The organism is Butyrivibrio sp. NC3005 (assembly GCF_000424545.1).
Taxonomy (GTDB): domain Bacteria; phylum Bacillota; class Clostridia; order Lachnospirales; family Lachnospiraceae; genus Butyrivibrio.
Window position 1 is genome coordinate 29627 of record NZ_AUKC01000007.1, and the last position, 22458, is coordinate 52084.

Sequence of the window (22458 nt, forward strand, 5' to 3'; positions counted from 1 at the left end):
TTTGCTAGGGAGAGTGATTATGAATAGAGGTGCGTTTAAAAAATGGCTATCTGCAATATGTATAGCCGCACTTCTTACATCACTCGTTAGTGCAAGTCAGTATTCAGCTGTACTTGCCGGCGAGAATGTAAGTAATGAGGGTCTTAGTAGTGTGGAAGAAGAACTCCATACTAAAGATACAGAAGATGATTCTAAAATGGAAAATGAAAAAGCTGATGATGATTCTTTGGCAGATGCAAGTGTCCAGAATCATGAGGGTACATCAGATAATTCAGATAATATCGAAAATAATTCAGAGAATAAAAGCACAAATTCTATAAATTCTAATGATGAAAACTCACAGGAAAAAAATGCTGATTCTTCAAATTCTGATGAAAAAGAAAACAAAGAAGACAGTTATAAATTGGTAAATGAGAGTAAAGTTGCAGAAGGAAAAACTGTAAATCTTGATAAAGCAGATGATCACAAGTGGGATTTTTCAAATTCAGTGTACCAATTACACGTTGAAGGCAATAAAGATATCTATGAAAATATGCTTATAGATGCTACAGCTTTTGGTGCTAAATGTGCTCCAAATAACTCGCAGTGGGCACAGGTTAATGCTAATACAAGATTTTACATTCCAGTAAAAGAAAATTCCAAGATAACCATTATGGCATATGATGGCGATTTGAATCTTACAATTAACGAAAGTAAAATGACTTGCATAAAAGGTCAGGGATGTTTTCTTTATGAGTATGAAAATAAGGAAAATGCTGCAGTTCTGGAACTAAAAGTAAATGCTAATACATATTTTGCATATATCGAAGTTAAGAAGGAAAGCAGTGCAGAAGATGAAGAGAATAATAAAGAAGTTGAAAAAGAAGAGACAGACTACTATTCTAAATTCAATTTCCCGGTTTCTAATACTGAGTGGGATTTTACAGATTATCAGCTTGTAAAAGATGATAATGGCAGGGATGGAGTGAAATTTGAGAAAGGTTTAGGATTTTATCACAATCTTTATATCGATGCTACCAAAGATAATGCGAAGTTCAATGCAAGAGAAAATGGAGCCAAAGATGATGTTCAGGTTAATGATGGTACAGTTATCGTAGTGCCGTTTAATAGAGCAGGAAAGCTTTCTTTTAGTTATTTTTCAAATGGAGGCACTATTTCCATAGATGGAGAGAACTATACATCAGGTTCAGAGTATGAGTATACAGGAAAAGGATATGGCTTCGTAGTGCTCAACGTTGTAGGTCAGATATATCTTTATGATATTACTGTTACGCTTCCGTCTTCTGCATTTGATCAGGTTGGAAACGGTAGCAGTGATGTATGGGATTTTGGTCTTGCAAAAGATACCCAAAAAGGTGCTGTGAATGAAATTACAGATGAAGTGTACAGACAGCTAAATCTTCTTGGCTCTTATACCAATAAGCTTGGACAGACAACTATTGGCGCATTTGAAGCTAAGACAAATGTGAAAATAGGTGATCTTACCTTAAATGTTAAGGCAGGAGATAGAATCTATACTAAACCTTCAATTGAAGGAAAAACTATTGAAGCAACAAACAAAAAAGGCATTTATAAGTTTAGTGATGGCTATGAGTCGGCTGGTTATTATTATGCAAATGGTGCAAGTTCCAGCGAAAGCAGAAATATTGAAATTGCTAATGTAAAAAATGGGCAGATTATCGAAGTATATGCCGGAAGCAAAAAAGCTGATGGAACGCTTCATTTTGTAAATGAGAGTGAAAGTCAGAATGATACTGCACAGGTTTTCGTTAATCAGCCTTCAAAGACTGTTTTTACAGCAAAAGAAGACGGAACATTCAAAATTTACATGGATGGAGAAAACTGTAAACCTGATTTCTATAGAGTTGTTCGAAAAGATAGTCCGGTTCTTTCTGGAAAACTTATTTTCCCAGAAGATGCTAAAGTTTCAGATGATTATTCATTGGAACTTATTAATAAAGAGACTGGAAAAGTATACAAAGCAGATATCGACTATGCTCAGAAAAAATACGCAGTAGTTCTTGCAAATGGAGAGTATGAAGCTTCTATCAAGAACATTTCAGGATATCATTTGGATACAAACAGTAGTAATACAAGTGTTAAAGTTGATATATCGAAAGAAGATAATGTTCACGATTTCGAGATTACAGGCGCAGAAACTGTAGTTGTAACAGGAAAAGTTGAAGGTTTTGATGAAGGTTTCGATTTTGCTGGTGCAAGTCTTAAATTCAGTAACTCGAAATCTGGAGATGTATATGCTAGGATTTCCGAGGATAAGACTTATAGTACAGTACTTGATCTTGATAAGGTTAATGATTACGAAGTAAGTCTTGATAACTGTAATGATTACATTTTGGAACTTACCCAGGATAATTTGAAGTTTATTGCTGACAGCAACAAAGAAATAAACTATGTTGTGGTAAAAAATGCCACCTACAAAGTATCCGGAAGACTTATAAATGTCCCGAATAATGCTGTGACCAAACTTACATTTACTAATACTGCTGATGGCAAAAAATATGAGACATCAATTGAACAAGACAGCGATACTTATAGTATTTTCCTTCGTGACGGAAAATATCAGGTTAAGACAGATAATGCAGAGTATAAGACATCTACAGTTATAACTGTAGACGGAAGCTACATTAGAAAAGACTTGTTTTTTGACAAAGCTATAAATACTGATATTAAAGATGCAAAGGATATATATGTAGGATATCCAGATAAAGAGTTGAACTTTAATACTGTATCAGATGCAGTAAAAGCGGTTGAAGATGCAAGAAATGCTCATAAAAATGATGGAACAGTAACTGTTCATATCGCTCCGGGAACCTATAGAGAACAGGTAATTATAACTGCAAAAGACATTCATCTTGTGGGTGAAGGAACTGTTAAAATTACATGGTATTACGGAATAGGTTATACCTATTATAGTGCAGTAAAAGGCTATTATAACAAAGAGGCAGCATTCAATAAATCTGGCAGAGGAGCTGTTGATAAGTGGGGTGCATCTGTTCTTGTAAAGAGTAGTGCGACAGGATTTAAGGCTGAGAATATTATCTTTGAAAACTCATTTAACAGATATGTTACAGAAGAAGAGATTAAAGATGGTGTTAAACTTGATACAAATGCTTATTCTGATTCAAAAATAAAAGTTAATAGAACTTTCGGAATGGACGCAGCAAGCGTATCAGCAACTGAAAGAGCATGTGCACTTGCAATTGAAGGAACGGATTTCGAACTTTATAGATGTTCTGTTCTTGGAAGCCAGGACACACTTTATACCGGCCCTAAAGTGCTTGGATATATAAGAAACAGTCTTATTATGGGTAACACTGACTATATCTTTGGTTATGGTGATGTAGTATTTGAAGGATGTGAACTTAATTTTGCTGGTTATACTGATGGTGATAAGAAGCATAGCTATATTACAGCTAATAGAGGTGCAAATTCAAAGTTTGGATATCTTTTTAATAACTGCAGGGTAACGGGGCCTTCTAATGGCATGATGCTTGGTGCAAGCTATTTTGGTAGACCATGGGATAATCAGGCTAAAGTTACATACAAGGATACTCTTGTAACAGGAATGAAAATAAAAGACTATGGCTGGCATAGTATGAGTGGTACACAGCCGTATAATGTTAATTACAAAGAGTATAATACAAAGATTACAACAAAGGTTGTGACCAAAAAAGATAGAATAGATGACAATGGCAATGAGTATAGCAAAGTATTTGATACAGAACAGGAACTTGGACTATATTCAGATGACTACTTTACTTCATTTATTCCAGTTCATTTTATTAGTGACAAAGACAATATAAATGAAAATTCTTTTGTGACTTATACAGTTTATTTCAAAGATGCGGAAGGTAACACTTTGGCAGTTCCTGAAATAAGAAGTGCTCAGGTCGGAAGTAGAATAAAGGCATCAGATGCTAAGTTCAAAATAACAGGATATGAAGTTGTAAACAATGATACTGCGATAACTCTTTCGGAAAAAGATAATTCTATAACCATTGTTTATAAAAAGGCGATGAAAGATGTAAAGATTTGTTATAGAAATCTTTATACAGGAGAAGATGTAGCGCAGGAAGTTACAAAAAAATATGAGTGCGGTGATAAGGTTACAGAGGTTGCACCTATTATGCCGGGGCACAAAACTATGGGAGAAAAGGTTAAATCAATCGTCGTAACAGATAATGATACAGACAATGAGATTGATTTCTTCTATATCCCTGATAAGCAGACTGTATATGTTAGATATTACGATTATTATACAGGCGAAATGATTTCAGATGAAATCACTTTTTCACAGCTTTTTGGAACAACAGTAGATGTAACAAAGTATATTAAAGAAATAAATAGTTACAATTATGAGGAGATTCGTTTCAATAATTCTGAGAAAAAGGCAGATAGTACTACATTCACAATTGGTGTCGGAAATGTAATAGGAATCTTCTATAAGAAGAATATTTATGAATATGAAATAGACCTTACAAAAGAAGGTGTTGAAGATGCTGATATGTGGAGAGATGTGGTTAAGCGTGCATTAGGAAGTCTTCCTGCAATATATTTACAAGATGGAGAAATTGTAACAAAACTTGAAAATACAGCAGAACTTAATACAGGTGACGTTCTTGTTGCAAGAATCATGAAGAAGAGCAGAAAGCCACTTCCAAGTGATATAAACTATCAGGAAGCAAGTGTTGAAAAAATAGAGTTTATCTGGAACGAAGATACTAATGGTGACGAATATGTAATATCAGAAAGCAATTTTGGTAATACGTTAACACTTAGTACAATTGTTAATGTTAAGGTAAGTGATGCAGAGGGTAATACATATAATATCAAAGATAAATTTGAAGAAAAACTGTTGGTAAAAGCTAAGAATAATTCTAACGAACAAGGAAAGACAGACAGAACTATACCTAGTGAAACAGGAAAGACAGACAGCATTATATCTAGTGAAACAGGAAAGACAGACAGTATCATACCTAGTGAATCAAGTGTTATAGTTAAAGCAAATAGCAATAATAGTACACAATCTGGCGAAAGCAAAGAAAATCGCGTATCTACTGCAAATACACAAAATAATGAAAAAAGTGTTTTGGGTAAATCTAGAGAAAAAGAAATACCAGGAGTTTCTGGTAAGAATTCTAGAAAAGCAGCTACAGGTGATTTATCTAATATGTATGAAAGAATGTTTGTAGTATTTATTTTGCTTATAGCGATTTCTTTTATTGTGTTTGTTAATTTGAAAAAGTCAAATAAAAATTAAAAAAGTTCCATGGAGTTAAGTAATTTAGCTTCATGGAATTTTTTTGTAGACTACGCGATTCAGTAATTTGTACAATTATGTGCATAGAAAATCTATCATAAATTGTGTATGCGAAGATTGTAAAAATTACGATTTTGCGTCGATGTTGGCAACAATATACAAAATATTGACATTATATGTAATAGTTGTTAAACTTTGCTTAGGAAAATTACTTAGAAATAAGAGGTGGACATGAAGATTAAGAAAATAATTGTATTGTGTGCATGTGTGGCTTTAACTACATTCTCATCGTCATATAATGTACTAGCTAAAGAAGAATGCGGGTATGAGGAAAATTGTTCAGACGCTATAGCTACTAAGTTAGGCGGAAAAAGTATTTCGCCTGAGGAATTGCCAGATGGAATAATACCACTAGAATTTGATTCAGTGGAAGAAGCCAAAAAGTATTTAACGCAAGAAGAAGATTTGTTGCAAATTAATGCTTATAATGTTGAGAATAATAAATGCTTATCTAGGAATAAAGTAACTAAAGCAAGTTCAAATACAGGTGTAAAAACTTCATCTATTGTTACGGGGCTTGGCTCAATAAATGTATATGCAAAATATTCTTTTGTTAAAGGAAAGTTTACAAAAGTTAACTCGGTGACAACATCATATACTGGTTTGACAATTGGAAATGAGTGGGTTCAAGATACGTATTCATCTTCAATTACAAAGGGAGGTAAAAAACTATCTGTTTCAGTGTATGGTCACTATGATCATTATATTTTAGTAAACACAAGCCTTACAAAAATATCTTCGAGCAAGGCTAATTATAATGTTTCTTGGAAGTATTGATAAAATGAGTATTGGAGTAATAAATTCTTTATGGACTGTTTTCAATATCTTTCTTCGGATCATAGTTATAGCTGTGATTGCTTTTTTAATTAAGAGAGTTAGAAATAAGTTTAGATAGAATTATTGGCGATTTATGCAATCATTTGCATAAATCGCTTAATTTTTTGCTATAGAAAAAGTCATGCTCAAGTTTGTAAAACTCTTCCCACATGTGAATAGTTCTACATTCAGCACGCATCTGACATTCTTTGGCATCGTCGGCAAGACAGGCAACCGGTGAAAAAGTGCCTTCCATCACTTCGATGATTTCACCGACACTATAATCGTCAACATCTCTTGTGAGTTTATATCCTCCGTGCTTACCACTTAGTCCTTCTATTAATTTTGCAGCAACGAGTTCTTTTGCAATTATCTCAAGATATTTTTTGGAAATATTTTGTCTTGCAGCAATATCTTTGAGTGGAATAAAATCTTCACTTTCCTGCATGGCAAGATCTATCATAACTCGAAGTGCATAACGTCCTTTTGTAGAAATCATAAAAACATCCTTTTCATAAAAACATAACAGTAATCTGCATTCTTATAAACCTATTATAGTATAGGGTTTTAGGTTTACACAACCCCAAATAATTGTTAAAATAATATGACATAGGCTCAGGTAGGAAAATCCGGTTAATATAGACAGATTTTGCCTAGTGTTATAGTAAGAGCCACGTAAGTAACAAGTAACATTTTTATATGACTAAAGAAGAGAGACAGATTTTATGCTTGGAAGAACACATTTTTTTGTAGGAATGACATCAGCTTTGGCTATTATGCAGCCGGAAAGCTTACCGATTCTTGTTGCCGGAACAGGAGCTGCTGCACTTGGAGGGGTAATAAGCGACATTGATTCAGGAACATCACAGGCGCACAAAGATGCAGATAAAGTTATGGGAGCTTCTGTTTTAACAATCGCAGTTATATCCGTTTTGGAATGGTATTTTCATTTAGGAATCACACATATAATAATGGAAAACAGTGACTATTTTAGAATTGTATGTGGAATTTTGTTGTTCCTTTTAATTTGCAGTTATGGAATGAGGCAGCCGCACAGAGCGTTTATGCACTCTTTTGCAGCTCTTTTTACTCTAAGCGGATGCGTTGCTATGATATTTCCTGATATAATGCCGTATTTTGCTATTGGTTTTATATCTCATTTGTTCATAGATTTGTTTAACAGACGAAACGAAAAATTATTATGGCCAATGAAAAAAGGCTATTGTATGCATTTGTGTTCATCAAAAGGAATTGTGAATCGACTGCTGCTTACTATTAGCATTATAGCTACGATTATTCTTATATATGAAAGTATACCGGTGCAAAGTGCGATACTTTTGGTTAGAAAATAATATCAATTGTGGGTAAGAATGATGAACAACGAAATAAATCTGGATGATTTTTGCAGTCTCTTATCGATTAATAGAGGTACTGGTAAAAACTGGGTAAAGCTTGGCAAAATATCACCGACAAGAATTGAAAAAGACAATGTTTATTTTGATGAAGAATACGCACTCAAAGTAGTTGAGGATATTAAATCAGGAGATAACAAGGCTCTAAGAAGCAGAAGAAATAAAAAATATGTAACAGGTCTTGGACTGTATCATCAGTATATTTCCCGCACGAATGTAAACGCACCTGTTATATTTAAACTGATTGATGACATAAAGAAAAGTAATTTAGAGTTAACAAACAAAGAGATATCAATTATTATCGCTGATGCAGCTCTTTTTTTTCTAGCTAAAGATGGAAAGAGGATTAGTTTATACGAGTATATTTCTGACAAGAATAAGAAAGATATTTATGGTGATAAAACAAAACTGATAGATGATCTTATTCCAGGAAAACAGGAAACTGTTAAGTTCTGCAAAGAACATGGAAAACTTCTTAATCTTCCGTTTTGCCTGGATGAAAAATATTCTGAAGATCTCTTGGGGCTTATGTATATTTCATGCAGAAATCTAAGGCAAAGAAAGGCTAAAGGAGCATATTATACGCCTACAACTGTAGTAAGAAAACTTGTTGAGAATATTTCAAAATCAGATGATTTGTGTAGGGAAGATATAAAGATTCTTGACCCTTGTCTTGGAAGCGGAAATTTTCTTCTTCAGCTAGATAAACGAATAAGTCCTTATAATATTTATGGATATGATATAGACGAAATATCTGTGAAAATTGCCAGAATTAATCTGGCAATAAGGTATCCTGAGTGTCCTGTACATGTATTAATGAACAATATCAAAAATGAAGATTTTTTACTTGAAACAACACAAGATTTTGATATTATTCTCGGAAATCCTCCATGGGGATATGATTTTTCAAAGGAAGAAAGAATAGTTCTAAAAGAAAAGTTTGGCTGTGTGGTTACATCGAACATGGAGTCTTATGATTTGTTTGTCGAGAAAGCTCTGATGAGTTTGAAGATAGGAGGCAAAATATCTTTTGTCCTTCCTATGGCTTTTTTGTCAGTTAAAACTCACAAAAAAATCAGAGAGATTATACTTGAAGAATGTAATATAAAATCAGTAATATATCTAGGAGATGTATTTGATAAGGTTAATTGTCCCAGCATTATTTTAGAAATCGAGAAGACAGGTAAAAAGTGCGACATAAGAGGGCTTTGCATTGAGAAATCAAATGAGAATTTTGTGATAAATACAAGTAGAAGGCTTGATGCTGAGTGTTTTTCTTTTTCTATAAATGATGAAGATTATGAGATTCTTGAGAAGATGAAAACTCGAGAAAACATCGTATATTTGAAAGATAATGCTGAGTTTGCTATGGGAATAGTAACAGGTGATAACAAGAGATTTCTTGCAAATGAAAAGAAGAGCGGAATGGAAAGAATATACAAGGGTCAGAATATTGTGAAGTATGGATATGCAGACAATAATGAGCTAAAATACATTGCATTTGACCCTTCAAAGTATCAGCAGGTTGCAAAAGTTGATTTGTATAGATCAGATGAGAAACTTTTATATAGATTTATCAGCGACGAATTAGTGTTTGCTTATGATGATAAAAGGCGTCTGTCTCTAAACAGCTGTAATGTGCTGATTCCGCATCTTAAGGGGATAAGTATTAAATATGTACTGGGACTTCTTAACTCCAGGCTAGCTGATTTCTGGTTTCAGAAAGAGTTCAATTCGGTTAAGGTGCTTAAATCGCATTTAGAAAGGTTTCCGATTCCTGTCCCGACAGGTAATGAGCATGATAAAGTAGTAGAACTTGTTGATAAACTTTTGCTTAGAGATGAAAACTATAATTGTTATTATGATGAGCTTGAAAGTGTTATCAGGAAAATCTATCATCTGTAAATTCTAAAAAGAGGTGTGAACTAAAATGAAAATATTTCATTTATCAGATCTTCATATTGGACTAAAGCTGATAAATCAGGATTTATTAGAGGATCAGCGATTTATTTTACAACAAATTGTTCAAAAAGCAAAAGAAAACAAAGCTGACGTTATAGTAATAGCAGGGGACATTTATGATAAATCGGTTCCTTCTGCTGAATCGGTAGATTTGTTTGATGAATTTGTTTTTGATATGACAAAGGCTCTTCCTGATGCTCATATCATGATGATAAGCGGCAATCATGACAGTGCATCAAGAGTTAATGTATTTAGGAAAATTCTTCAGAGACAAAGAGTTCATATGATAGGTTTTCCACCTGAAAAAGAAGAGGATCATATTGAGAAAATAACTCTTGAAGATGAGTTTGGAAAAGTTAATTTCTATCTTCTTCCTTTTGTAAAACCGTCAATGGTCAAAGCTATTGTGGGAACTTCTGAGAATGGCAATAATCTTTCATACGATGAAACGCTTCATAAACTGATAGAAAGAGAAGATATTGATGAGAGAGAAAGAAATGTTATAGTATCTCATCAGTTTTATCTTCCTATAGGGTGTAATGCAGAAGATGTGGAAAGAATGGATTCCGAGATTCACACAGTTGGGAATATAGACGAAGTAAAAAGTGATATTCTTGAAAGATTCGATTATGCAGCACTTGGCCATATTCATAAGCCTATGAAGGTGGGAAGTGAGTTTGTTAGATACTGCGGTACTCCCATTGCCTGTAGCCTGAGTGAGAAGAATCAGCAAAAAAGCATAATTGAAGTTGAACTTCTTGAAAAGGGAAATGTACATACAAAAACAATTGATTTGAAACCACTACGAGAAGTTAAGCAGATAAAGGGAACTCTTAAAGAAGTGTTGGAACAAAAATGTGATGATTATGTAAGCGTAGTGTTAACGGATGAAGTCGATCTTAACATTTTTGATATGAATGACAGACTTAGAAATGCTTTTCCAAGACTTTTGGAAGTTCATAGAGAAAATGTCAAAAAATCAGAATATGCAGAAAATATTGAGCAGATGCAAAGCCTTGATGTTTTTGAACTGTGCAATTGCTTCTTGCAGGATTTAGATGACAAAGAAAAAGAAATATTGAAGGATATTATTAACACTGTGCAGGGAGGAGATAACTAAAAATGAAACCTCTTTTATTGGTCATGCAGGCATTCGTTTCCTATGGTGAAAAGACAAGTATAGATTTTGGAAAACCCAATCAGAATCTTTTTCTTATAACTGGTGATACCGGTGCTGGTAAGACTACTATTTTTGATGCAATAGTATTTGCACTGTACGGTGAATCAAGTTCTAATTCCAACAAGAAGGATGGTATTGAATTACAGAGTCAGTACGTAGAAAATGACACGGTTCCATTTGTGGAGCTTACTTTTTCTGAAACACGAGGCGGAGAAGAACAGATTTACAGGGTTAAAAGACAACCACGTTATCTTCGCAAAAAAAAGACTAAAAGAGGCGAGGGAGATTTTAAAGAGGAGACTGAATCTGTAGAATTAGAACTTCCTGATGGTAGTATCTATCCTGGAAAAAAGAAAGAAACGGATAGTAAAATTGAAGAAATCATAGGCTTATCCAAGAGTCAGTTCATGCAGGTTGCAATGATAGCTCAGGGCGAGTTTATGACTCTTTTGCGTGCAGATAGTAACGAGAAAAAAGTTATATTTAGAAAACTTTTCGGTACAGAAGTATTCTCTAAAATTGTCGATGAACTGCTATGTAGAAGAAATGAGAAAAAGGATGTCATAGAAAGACTAAATCTTCAATGTCAGACTTATATTGGTAGTGTTATAATTCCTTCAAATCTTGATACTATGCTTGAAACGGAAATTCTCAAAAGAAAAATAACATCATCTTCTAAAGTGGACATTGTGGAAGTGGAAGAGATGGAAAAGAGGCTTGAAAGTTTATGCAAAAATCTTAAAGAAGAAAAGAATTTAAAGAGCAGTATCTATGAAGAAAAAAAGATTATACGAGATAAAAAGCGTGATGAGTATACCTTGGCACTTACTCTTACAAAGGCGTTTGAAGAATTTGAAAATGCTCAAAGAAGTCTTGAAGAGTGCAGGTTAAGAGAAAAGGAAGTTGAAGAGTTAAGAGAGTTGTCTTCAAAGATACAGGCAGCGTATTTCTTGAATTCTTTTTATCAGAGGTATGAAGACTCTATAAAGGCAAAAGAAAAGGTTAGTGAACAGCTGGCTGTAAACACTGACATACTTCCTGAAGTTACAGAAAAGAAAGAAGAATGCGCCAAAATTCTAGAGGTTAAAAAAGCAGACAGAAACAAAGCTTTGGAAGAGTTTACTAAGATATCTGAGAAAGTGACAAGAGCTTTAAATATCTTTTCGCAGATAAAGGCGGCAGAGGAAAAGATACAAGAGTCAGGAAAAAGTATTTCTTTATTTGAAGAAAAAGTAGTAGCTGACAAAGAAAATCTTAAAAAGTTATCAAGTAGCCTTGAAGAAGATAATAATAAACTCGATACTCTTGCAGGAAGCCAGGAGAAGCTTACTCTTTTACAGGAAAAGAAAAAGTCTTGGGAAGAGATAAGAAATGATGCGGCAAAGAATTCTGTGCTTTCAAATGAACTTGAAAAACTAAAGAAAAATGTTGAAAAATCAGAACGTGATTACATAAAATCACGTGACAGTTACAATGATGAGCAGAGCGAATACATTAAAATTCAAAATGCTTATTTCGACGCACAGGCAGGTATACTTGCAAGAGATAAATTAAAAGACAATGAGCCTTGCCCTGTATGCGGCTCTCTAAGCCATCCTCATCCTTGTGTTATAGAAGTTGATCTTAGCGCTGTTACAAGAGAAAGCGTAGATAAAAAGGCACTTGAGGTAAGAAAAAGGCAGGAAGAACTTGAAAAAGCGTCACAGAAATCAAGTTCTGATAGGGCAGGTTTTAGGGCAAAGAGCGAACAGTTTTCTGATGAGGAAAATAAATTAAAAAATAAGCTAAAGAAAAGTATAGAAGTTATTCCTGATGATATAACACTTGATCAGATGACAGATATTATCGAACAAACGATAAATGAATTTGATGATAATATTTCTAAAGCAAAGAGTCTTGTTAAAGAGTATAACATGCTCAAAGACCATGTTAAAAAAACGCAGGAAGATATAGAAAAACTTACGGGCGAAGTAAAGCATGAGGACGAACAGCTTTCTGAAATGAAAATTGAAGAAGCAAAGCAAAAGTCGAATTTAGAGGCGCTTTCTTTACAAAAAGAATTTGAAGATGAAGAGAGTGCTAATACTGTTTTGAAAATTGCAGAGGATGCAAATAGAAAGGCAGATAGGGCACTTAAAGATGCTGAAGAAAAAGAAAAGCTTTCCAAGAAAAAGTTCGATGAAGTAAATGCTGTTATTGCCAGATGCAAAGAAGAACTTCCAGAAAGAGAAAAGGAAAAAAATCTTAGGAAGAAAGCTTATGAAGATGCAGAAAAAGAAAAGAATGTCAGTCAAAACATATGGAAGGAACTGATAGTTAAGTATAAAGATAGCGACGTTACAGCATTTAATGAACAGATAGATGAATTTAATAAGAAAAAATCTGAAGCACTTGGAGCACAAAATACTGCAAAAAAAGCAATAGAAGGAAAAGAAAAGCCTGATCTTGAAAAATTAAATATCGAGAAGCTTGAAGCTGAGAATGAGCTTGCCAAAGCCCAGAATGAGTTAAGCAGTATATCTGATGCGTTAAGAACTGACGCGAATAGCCTTACTCAATTATCTGATAAACTGTCAGAAAGAGAAAAAATAGCAGGAGATTATACTAGGATAGATAGTTTATATAATAGGCTATCTGGTAAATTAACAGGATCTAGAATGGATTTTGAAACTTTTGTCCAAAGAAAATATTTAGAGCGTATCCTGTATGCAGCCAACAAGAGATTTGAAGAAATGTCAGCAGGACAGTTCGAACTTCGAATGGTGGATACTGATAAGGCAGGAAGTGGCAAAAACCGAGGCCTTGATCTTATGGTATATTCGCTTGTTACAGGAAAAGAAAGAGAGGTCAGAACTCTTTCAGGTGGTGAATCATTTATGGCTGCGTTGTCTCTTGCACTTGGAATGGCAGATCAGATTACGGCAAGTACATCAGCAATTTGCCTCGATATGATGTTTGTAGATGAGGGATTTGGTTCATTAGATGACCATTCCAGAAATCAAGCAGTGCGAGTATTACAGAACATGGCTGGTAGTTCGAAGCTTATAGGAATTATCTCTCATGTTACAGAACTTAAAGAGGAAATTGAGAATCAGTTAATAGTAACCAAGAAGGATAATGGTAGTCACGCTCATTGGGAGATAAGCTGATATTTATAAAGAAAAAAACCTACCGCATGGGATTAAATGCGGTAGGTGCATTGTGAGAATATACTTGTTATGACATACTAAGTATATTTTGCAAAATATAAACAACTAGCGAGTTGTTTTGTGACTGGCTTGTGAGGTGACCAGTCATTTGTATATTATAATGTTTGTTATAAAATTTAACAACTATTTTTTAATAAATATAGAAAGAAAAGAAAAATGATTGAAGTAAAGAATATAGCAAGGTCTTATGGAAAAAGACAAGTATTAAAAGATGTAAGCTTAACAGCAAAGCCTAAAGAACAGGTCGCAATAATAGGAAGAAACGGATGCGGCAAATCGACACTTTTACAGGTTTTAGCAGGGATTGAGAAGCCATTAAAAGGAGAAATCAGCATTTTTTCACAGAATGCGTTAAAGAATAATAAAGTTTTCAGAGATTTTGTGGGGTATCTTCCACAGGAAAATCCATTGATAGATGAACTGAGTGTAAAAGATAATATAAATATGTGGAGTGGCAGATTTGGAAAGCCGGAAAAGTGGCTTGTAGATGAATTTGCTTTAGAAGACATGCTTAATAAGAAAGTAGCAACTCTTTCTGGTGGAATGAAAAGAAGAACTGCGATTGCGTGTTCACTGGTTCTCAGGCCCCCTATTCTTATAATGGATGAACCTACTGCGGCGCTTGATATATATTTTAAGCAGGAAATCAGAGAGTTTTGCAAGACGTTTAGAGAAAATAACGGAATTATAATAATGGCAACTCATGATGAACTTGAAATTGAAGAAAGCAGCAAGGTATATGTGATGGAAAACGGAGTACTGACTTTATTGAGGGATGATAATGAATAAACATACTTTGCAGTTTTTATATCTGGAATTCAAAAGATCATTTGTGATTTTATTGCATTCTTTTTTGGCTTTTTTGGTATTAATGTTTCTTGTAGTGGTGGCTTTTATAGGAGTAACTTTCGCAGCAAAATCAGCAGAAAACTATGCAAAGATACATGTAGGAGTTGTACTTCCTCCTGATAATCAGTCAAGAAGTCTGAAACTTATGACATCTATGATTGAAAACAGAGAGAGTACTTCAAAAATTGCTAAAATATCGTATTTAGGACAGGAAGAAGCTTATGAGAAAATAAGAGACGGAAGTCTTGACGCGGCGATTATCATAGGAGATACATTTGTTAACGATGTGATGACAGGAATAAATACTCCTGCGATAGTACTTATTCCAGAAGAATCAATTCTAAATGTTGATGTTTTTCATGAGCTCATTGATGATGGAGTATCACTTATTAAAACCGGAGAATCCGCTATTTACTCAGTTACAGAATGTTCCTTTGTAAAGCCTATGATAGTAGAACGTTACCAAATGGAAAATTTTTTAACACAGCTTTATTTGCAAAAGGCTATAAGCCTTGAAACTATGTATAAACGGAATAAGATTACAGCTTTTGGTAATACCTCAATTCAGATTTACTATGCCAGCATTGCAATTTGTATTTTGATTTCATTTCTTGGAATCATTTTTTCAGGACTTTATAATGAGCAAAACAAAGTAATAGCCAAAAAGCTAAAACTCTATGGTCTTGGAGAAATTAAGATAGCTGCAATTAGAGTATTTGTGATTTCTGTTATCGTATTAATTTTGTTTTTACTTTTTTCATTTGGAATGGATGCACTTATTAAATGTATGGGAAAAGGTGATTTTCCTGTGGAAACTGATATTCTAGAGAAGGCTTTAGATGAAAAAGACACTGTAATGTATCTTAAAAATCCGGCAAAATGGGGTATTTGGATCATTATGAGCGTTTCTATAGCTGTGTTTTTTCATACAATACTCTCAATTTCAGGAAATGTTTGGACAAATGTGATGATACTTATTCAGAGTGTTTTTTATATGATTTTGTGTGGAGGAAGTATTTTTCCAAGTGCCTTTTTGCCAAAGGCTTTAGACAGTATCAGTACTTTGTTGCCATTTGGTTACTGGAGGAGTGCAGTAGCCATTTTGTGGGAAAAGAAACTTGAAAATGGTATGGAACTTGCACTAAAACTGTCTTTTTTTATTTTTGCAATGGTGATTATTCTAATATTAAGGCAGTTTCTAAGTTTGTATCAGAGAAGAAAGGATTGAAAAGATATGAATAAACGCAGATTTGTATGGTTTATTCTGCTTCTAAAAAAAGAGCTAAAAAAACCATTGTTGTGGATAATGTGTCTACTTATGGTGTTGTGCACATGGGCAAGTTTTTCTCTTACACTTCCTGATGCAACAAGAAGAAATGTTTTAATATTCGTAGAAAACAAGGTTGATAATAGCTTTGCAAACATATTATCAAAACGATTAATTGAAATGGCCAAAAATAAAGAAAGCGTTTTTAATTTTAAGGAAATTTCATCTAGAAAAGAACTCGAACAGGAAGTTATAAGAGGAAAAGCAGAGTGCGGATTTATTTTTGATAAAGAATTGGATAAGAAAATAGAAAAAGGAAAACTATCCAAGGCAATAATATATGTTTCATCAAATTATACAGTAAAGGGAACGGTTGCAAGAGAAACTGTCTCTTCGTGCTTTTTTTCGATGTATGGAGAAGTTCTTCTAAGGCAGAATTATGAAGAATTATTTGAAGATGGTGAAGACAAAGAAACTGTTATAAAAGGCATTCAGGACAGATACAGAAATCTTCTTGTAAGTGATGAAGTTCTAAGTACTACATATAAGAAAATTGACAGGAATGGTAACGAGACAGAAAGTTTTGTTAATGGGTTCGAAGCAGGACATGATTCTCTGGTTAGATTTACGATTTTTATATGCATAGCTGCGTACATATTCTTTCTTGGAGCAGAGCGCTACTCTAGTGAGGTAAAAGGTTTTATAAATGGACTTACTAAAAAAGAAAGCTATATTTTTGAATTTATCATGATATTTGCAGGTATTATTCCATTTCTGGTCACAGGGCTGTTTTTAAGAGTGTATTTTGGAGATGGGCAGTTTGTTATTCAAAGCATTATTGAAGAATTATCATGGACTTCAATTAATTTTATGATTTGTTTTTTGACTATTAATATCATAAAAAAAGTATCGGCTTTTTATGCAGTAATGCCTACTTTTTTGCTGATTTCATCAGCGATGTTTGTTGTGTGGTTTGCGTGATAAATAGCATCTTTAATTTGACGAATGCACAATTATAAGGTTGCAATGATCAGAAATATACGATAAAATAGCACACGTGTTCAGTTGAAGTGTATGAAAAAACGTTCAACAAGAACCGTTTGAAATTTTTTTCAAGATTTTCATTGTATTATAATTGAAAACAAGAGTTTTATGTTCACTTTTTTGAGTGTACAGAAAGGGGATAATTATGAGATTTGATCCACAGACAGGTAAGCCAATTGATGATAATCAGACTCCAAAGTTTGATCCAACTACAGGCCAGCCTATTATGCAGAATGCGCAGAACATGAATATGCAGAACCAGGGGCCAAGATTTGATCCTGTTACAGGTCAGCCAATCATGCAGAATGCGCAGAATATGAATATGCAGCAGGGACCAAAGTTTGATCCTAGAACAGGTCAGCCTATTATGCAGGGTGCACCACAGAATCAGGCATATGGTTATGCTATGAACAATCAGGCTCCTAAGAAGAGCAATGCCGGTAAGATTGCAGGAGTTGGTGTTGCTGCAGTTGCAGTAGCTACTGCTGGTGTATTTGGTTTCAATGCTTTGGCAAGCTCAGGTGCTCCTGATAAGATTCTTACAAATGCGATAGAGACTACTATCAACAAGGCTACTACTACTCCAGAGACAGAGTTTATTGCAAAGAATTCTGATAACATTACTGCTAATGTTACTCTTGAAGGAAATTTCCAAGGAATGCCTGTAAGCGTTGATGTTACTTATGCAAAGGGAAAGAAAGAATCTTCTCTTGCAGTTAAGGCTAATGCAGCTGCATATAAGTTTGATGTAGCTTCATACCTTAACGATAAGGAACTCATCGTTTCCATGCCTGATGTTCTTGATCAGAATATTTTCTACAACTACGTTGACGAGAAGAACGGTGATCTTGCAACACTTCTTAGCACAAGCGGAGAAGTAAAGTATGAGCAGATTGATGCAGTTCTTAAGACTTTGTCCAACTATGATTCTATTATTGAGGATTTCAAGGAAGGAACAAAGAAAGCTGCAAAGGAACTTGATTTCAAGAAAGCAGAAGCTAAAGAATTCACAATCAGCGGCAAAGAAGAAAAGTGCAAAGGTTATACAGCAGTTGTAAGCAAGGACACAATAAAAAACATGTTCAATGATTACAAAGAAGCACTTTCTGATAACGAAGAGCTTATGTCTCTTGCAGAGAATATCTATGGAACTTCATGGGATCAGGCTCTTGATAAGCTTGCAGATGAGTTTAGCGCTGAACTTGATGATTCAGACTCTGAAGACTCTGAAGGCGAGAGCAACAGTACAGTAGATGTTTCTTACTATGTAAATGGCAAGGATCTTGCAGCTATCATTTTTGCAAACGGTGAAGGTGAAGATGCTGAGCAGGTTCAGATTCTTTTCCAGGGTGGCGAGTATGCTTCTCAGAACCTTGTAGTTAAGACTATCAAAGATGGTCAGGAAGAAGAAGTTTACAAAGTTGAAGGGCAGACAGTTGATGGAGTAAGAACTTCTAAGACATATCAGGAAGGTCAGCTTACATCTTCATATGAATGGAACACAAAGACTGGTGAGTTCTCATTGGAAACTGGTGAAGCTGGAAGCTACGATTACAACAAGATTGCCGGTACTCTTAAGAGTGGTGATGACAGTCTTGAAGCTGAGTTCAATGATATGACTTTTTCTGGAACAAAGTATGATGGAATCACACTTAAGTTCTCTATTAAGAAGGGTGCTGATATCAACAAGCTTTCAAGCAAGGGTGGACTTGATCTTGGAAATGCTTCTTCTGAAGAACTTCAGGAATTAGTTCAGAAGATTCAGAGCTACTATGGTGGTTGATAAATATCTGATATATTTTATCAAAAGAATTCAGATAATCTTTTGTAAGTGCTGTTAATGTTTCTTATTTACAGTTAGAATAAGGCACATTATCGAAGACGAATAAGCAGTAATATTTCAATGATATAAAAGAGGTATATTATTCTTTTTAGGGTAATATACCTCTTTTTGTGATATGATAAAAAAGTCTAAAAAATAATAATCTTGTGGGAGGATAGTTAGAAATGAGTTATGCTTTGCTTCAAAATGGCAGTGATATTCGTGGAATTGCCATGGAAAATGAAACTGGTGCAGAAGTTAATCTTACAAACGAGGCAGCAAGAGATTTGGGATATGCCTTCGCTATATGGCTTATAGAACAGTCTGGTAAGAAAGATTTGAAAATAGCTCTTGGAAGAGATAGCAGACTTACAGGACAGGCTTTACTCGAAAGTGCGGCACAGGGAATTGCTGCAGCTGGAGTTTTGTGTGATGATTTTGGAATTGCTTCCACACCTGCGATGTTCATGTCTACAGTTCTTGCGGATTATGACGGAAGTGTCATGATTACCGCAAGCCACCTGCCATACTATAGAAATGGAATGAAGTTCTTTACTCCAAAGGGAGGCTTGGAGAAGGCTCAGATAGCCGAACTTACTAAGAAGGCTGATGATGTAGCCAAAAAAGAAATCTCTTTTTCTAAAATAGGATTGAATAAGGTAAACTTCATGGAGGATTATTCAAAATATCTTAGGGATAAGATTTGCAATGGAGTTGGAAAAAGTGAGCGTCCTCTTGAGGGATTGAAAATAATTGTTGATGCTGGAAACGGTGCTGGTGGATTCTATGTTGAGAATGTATTAAAGCCACTAGGAGCAGATGTAACAGGAAGTCAGTTTTTAGAGCCTGACGGACATTTTCCTAATCATATTCCTAATCCTGAAAATAAAGAGGCAGCTGAGTCTATTAAGAATGCAACAATTGCTAACAAGGCTGATCTTGGAATTATATTCGATACAGATGTTGACAGAGCTGGTGCTGTTCTGCCAAGCGGAAAGACTTTGACAAGAAATGACCTTATTGCAGTATTGTCTAGAATTGCGTTACAAGAGCATCCGGGTACTACAATTGTAACTGATTCTGTAACATCAAGCGGACTTGCTAAATTTATCAAGGCTCATGGTGGTGTTCATAGAAGATTTAAAAGAGGCTACCGTAATGTTATTGATGAATCCATTCGACTTAATAATGAGGGAATAGATAGTCAGCTTGCAATTGAGACTAGCGGTCATGGTGCATTTAAAGAGAATTTCTTCTTGGATGATGGTGCTTATCTTATGGTTAAGCTCCTTATCGAAATGGGAAAAGGTCAGGGACTTGAAGAAATGATAGCTGATCTTGAAGAGCCAAAAGAAAGTAATGAGTTGAGATTCAAGGTTAATCTTGATGCAGGTGAAGAATTGCAGAAAAACGGTGACAGAATTCTTGATGGTCTTGTTTCGTTTGTAGAAAGGACAAATGGTTGGTCACTTGAGAAAGATAACTTTGAAGGAGTAAGAGTTAACTGTGACAAGGAAAACGGAGATGGATGGCTTCTTTTAAGAAAGTCGCTTCACGAGCCGATTATGCCTCTTAACATAGAGAGTGATTCCGAGGGAGGATGCCTTGTTATTGCCAGAAAGTTAAAGGAGTTTCTTGGCAAAGAATCAACACTTGATCTTACACCTCTTAATGATTTTTGTAATGACTAAAAAATACCAATAATACCTCCGATAAATAAATTGAGATTGCAATGCTGCTTTTTGGCTTGCCAAAAGGCAGCATAGTACTAAGTTTTCTTCTTCAATATTTAGGAGGGTTATTGAAATGAAGTTGCTTCGAAATATATTTACTATCGATCAGTCTGAATTAAACGATATGAAGGTTGAAAAAAAGGTAAATGTTCTTTTCAACAATATGATTGTAAGGGCGGCACTTGTTGCGGTGTTTTTGACTGTGGCACTTAGTGTTTCCTTTTTTGGGCTGAAAAGAACGTATTTGAGATACCTGACAGCAGATAATCTTCAGGGTGAGATACGTATTGATATACAGGCTTTGTCAAAGCATATTTTATGGGCAATTTCTGCTAATACTAAAGAAATGAGAAAAAGCGAAATAGAAGCGGTTGAAAAAAACATGGCCGGCTATTCCGAGTATGAAAAGCAGCTTGAAGATCTCTATAGTAATAAAGAAATAATCAGCTCTTTTGCATCACATATTAAGACTATTCAAAATGATTGCAGCAAACTTGACAGTATGTTGCAGGATGAAAATGAGAATGATGAAGTATTTACTTTTTTCAACGAGACACTGTATCCTCATATAAATGATCTGGCATCAGATTTAAAGACCATTTCATCTGATCTTGCAAGCAGCGCAAAATCAGCTTATATTATATCAATGGTTTTTACGATTATATCATTTACGATAGCTGTTTTTACGATAATAACAGCTGTAACATATATTCATAACGCAAGAAAAAATCTTGTAAAATCCATTTTGCGACCAGTTAATGCGGTAAGCAATGCTGCACATGACATGGCATCAGGTAAAATGAATATTTCGGTTGATTATTCTTCAGATGATGAACTGGGAGAACTTGCAAATGATTTGCAGGGAACGGTGGAAAGTATAGGCAAGATCGTGGCGGATATAAGAGCTTCTCTCGGTAGAATGGCTGAGGGGGATTTTTCGGTAGGAACAGAGCACCCTGAATTATATGTTGAAGACTATTCGCAGATAAAAGACGCGCTTAATGATATTTCAAAGCATTTATCAAATACAATGCATCAGGTTAGAGATTCGAGTGAGAAAGTTGCAGAGAGTGCATCGAAGATGTCGGATGGTGCACAGGCTCTTGCTGATGGTGTATCAGATCAGGTGGCTGCAATTGATCAACTTACAGCTAATATCTCGACAGTTATGGAACAAAGTAAAAATGTTTCTGAATCAGCAAATGAGAGTAATGAGATGACTCAGATGGTAAAAGATGATGTTGACACATCGGCAAGGAAGATGAAACTTGTGACAGATGCTATGACTCGTATTACTGAAGCCTCTCATGAAATTGAACTTGTTACAAATACAATTGAATCAATTGCAAAACAAACACAGCTTCTTTCGCTCAATGCTTCAATTGAAGCAGCCAGAGCTGGAGATGCCGGAAAAGGTTTTGCTGTAGTTGCAGAAGAAATCAGTCTTCTTGCAAATCAGTCTTCAGAGGCTGCAAAAAACACACATCAGCTTATTAGTGATACTCTTGACGAAATACGAAACGGGAATGAAGTTGTTGACGAAACAAAAGCTGCCCTTGAGAAGGTGGTAGAATCAGTCAACAATGCATCTAGTAAGATGCTTGAGTCTGGACAGATGGCAGCAGATCAGGTTATCAGCATGGAACAGATAAGTGAAGGTATAGATCAGATATCAGGGGTTGTATCGAGTAACTCAGATACGGCTCAGGAATCAAATGAAGTTTCAAGGAATTTGTCAGAGCAGTCAGAAGGGCTTAATGAGCTTATTGAAAGATTTAAACTGCAGTCATAAAAGTGAATGAGATTTTATTATTAAATGATTT

Annotated in this window: 13 protein-coding genes; 12 read left to right on the forward strand and 1 reads right to left on the reverse strand. The window is 34.8% G+C overall.

Features of this window, described 5'->3' with window-relative positions; genetic code table 11:
• Positions 1-19: 19 nt before the first annotated feature.
• Together G634_RS0103225 and G634_RS17800 are read left to right on the forward strand one after the other, a co-directional pair.
• Positions 20-5281 (forward strand): pectinesterase family protein, encoded by a 5262-nt coding sequence (locus G634_RS0103225; protein WP_026504083.1) that lies wholly within the window; start codon positions 20-22, stop codon positions 5279-5281.
• 231 nt (positions 5282-5512) lie between these two features.
• The gene (locus tag G634_RS17800) at positions 5513-6118 is read left to right on the forward strand and encodes a hypothetical protein (protein ID WP_035798718.1); all 606 of its coding nucleotides are present in this window, start codon (positions 5513-5515) and stop codon (positions 6116-6118) included.
• A 139-nt stretch (positions 6119-6257) separates the two neighbouring features.
• Here the strand turns inward: G634_RS17800 and G634_RS0103240 are convergent, their stop codons facing one another.
• Positions 6258-6656, reverse strand: a complete 399-nt coding sequence (locus G634_RS0103240; protein ID WP_026504084.1) for an RrF2 family transcriptional regulator — start codon at positions 6654-6656, stop codon at positions 6258-6260.
• A 226-nt stretch (positions 6657-6882) separates the two neighbouring features.
• On the opposite strand from G634_RS0103240, the gene G634_RS0103245 reads away from it, so the two are divergent.
• The 10 genes from G634_RS0103245 to G634_RS20110 all read left to right on the forward strand — a co-directional run bounded on the left by G634_RS0103245 (position 6883) and on the right by G634_RS20110 (position 22427).
• Positions 6883-7509, forward strand: a complete 627-nt coding sequence (locus G634_RS0103245; RefSeq protein ID WP_026504085.1) for a metal-dependent hydrolase — start codon at positions 6883-6885, stop codon at positions 7507-7509.
• Positions 7510-7527: 18 nt separating this feature from the next.
• Complete coding sequence (locus tag G634_RS0103250) at positions 7528-9474, forward strand: N-6 DNA methylase (RefSeq protein ID WP_026504086.1); 1947 nt, start codon at positions 7528-7530, stop codon at positions 9472-9474.
• A 25-nt stretch (positions 9475-9499) separates the two neighbouring features.
• Positions 9500-10651 carry an exonuclease SbcCD subunit D gene (locus G634_RS0103255; RefSeq protein WP_026504087.1) on the forward strand — a complete coding sequence of 384 codons (1152 nt, stop codon included), beginning with the start codon at positions 9500-9502 and terminating at the stop codon, positions 10649-10651.
• A gap of 2 nt (positions 10652-10653) precedes the next feature.
• On the forward strand, positions 10654-13860 hold the full coding sequence (locus G634_RS0103260) for an AAA family ATPase (protein WP_026504088.1): 3207 nt from the start codon (positions 10654-10656) through the stop codon (positions 13858-13860).
• A 216-nt stretch (positions 13861-14076) separates the two neighbouring features.
• On the forward strand, positions 14077-14709 hold the full coding sequence (locus G634_RS0103265; RefSeq protein WP_026504089.1) for an ABC transporter ATP-binding protein: 633 nt from the start codon (positions 14077-14079) through the stop codon (positions 14707-14709).
• The gene (locus G634_RS0103270; RefSeq protein WP_026504090.1) at positions 14702-15997 is read left to right on the forward strand and encodes an ABC transporter permease; all 1296 of its coding nucleotides are present in this window, start codon (positions 14702-14704) and stop codon (positions 15995-15997) included. The genes G634_RS0103265 and G634_RS0103270 overlap by 8 nt, the downstream gene beginning before the upstream one ends.
• Before the next feature lie 6 nt (positions 15998-16003).
• On the forward strand, positions 16004-17017 hold the full coding sequence (locus G634_RS0103275) for a hypothetical protein (protein WP_026504091.1): 1014 nt from the start codon (positions 16004-16006) through the stop codon (positions 17015-17017).
• A 208-nt stretch (positions 17018-17225) separates the two neighbouring features.
• Positions 17226-18863, forward strand: a complete 1638-nt coding sequence (locus tag G634_RS0103280; RefSeq protein ID WP_026504092.1) for a hypothetical protein — start codon at positions 17226-17228, stop codon at positions 18861-18863.
• Between the two features lie 224 nt (positions 18864-19087).
• Positions 19088-20593, forward strand: coding sequence for a phosphoglucomutase (locus G634_RS0103285; protein ID WP_026504093.1), 1506 nt, complete (start codon positions 19088-19090; stop codon positions 20591-20593).
• Between the two features lie 115 nt (positions 20594-20708).
• The gene (locus G634_RS20110; protein WP_051233651.1) at positions 20709-22427 is read left to right on the forward strand and encodes a methyl-accepting chemotaxis protein; all 1719 of its coding nucleotides are present in this window, start codon (positions 20709-20711) and stop codon (positions 22425-22427) included.
• Positions 22428-22458 lie beyond the last annotated feature (31 nt).

Bases quoted from the DNA above. Each gene is read 5' to 3' on its own strand.
- G634_RS0103225 (WP_026504083.1), top strand. From the start codon at position 20: ATGAATAGAGGTGCGTTTAAAAAATGGCTATCTGCAATATGTATAGCC.
- G634_RS17800 (WP_035798718.1), top strand. From the start codon at position 5,513: ATGAAGATTAAGAAAATAATTGTATTGTGTGCATGTGTGGCTTTAACT.
- G634_RS0103240 (WP_026504084.1), bottom strand. From the start codon at position 6,656: ATGATTTCTACAAAAGGACGTTATGCACTTCGAGTTATGATAGATCTT.
- G634_RS0103245 (WP_026504085.1), top strand. From the start codon at position 6,883: ATGCTTGGAAGAACACATTTTTTTGTAGGAATGACATCAGCTTTGGCT.
- G634_RS0103250 (WP_026504086.1), top strand. From the start codon at position 7,528: ATGATGAACAACGAAATAAATCTGGATGATTTTTGCAGTCTCTTATCG.
- G634_RS0103255 (WP_026504087.1), top strand. From the start codon at position 9,500: ATGAAAATATTTCATTTATCAGATCTTCATATTGGACTAAAGCTGATA.
- G634_RS0103260 (WP_026504088.1), top strand. From the start codon at position 10,654: ATGAAACCTCTTTTATTGGTCATGCAGGCATTCGTTTCCTATGGTGAA.
- G634_RS0103265 (WP_026504089.1), top strand. From the start codon at position 14,077: ATGATTGAAGTAAAGAATATAGCAAGGTCTTATGGAAAAAGACAAGTA.
- G634_RS0103270 (WP_026504090.1), top strand. From the start codon at position 14,702: ATGAATAAACATACTTTGCAGTTTTTATATCTGGAATTCAAAAGATCA.
- G634_RS0103275 (WP_026504091.1), top strand. From the start codon at position 16,004: ATGAATAAACGCAGATTTGTATGGTTTATTCTGCTTCTAAAAAAAGAG.
- G634_RS0103280 (WP_026504092.1), top strand. From the start codon at position 17,226: ATGAGATTTGATCCACAGACAGGTAAGCCAATTGATGATAATCAGACT.
- G634_RS0103285 (WP_026504093.1), top strand. From the start codon at position 19,088: ATGAGTTATGCTTTGCTTCAAAATGGCAGTGATATTCGTGGAATTGCC.
- G634_RS20110 (WP_051233651.1), top strand. From the start codon at position 20,709: ATGAAGTTGCTTCGAAATATATTTACTATCGATCAGTCTGAATTAAAC.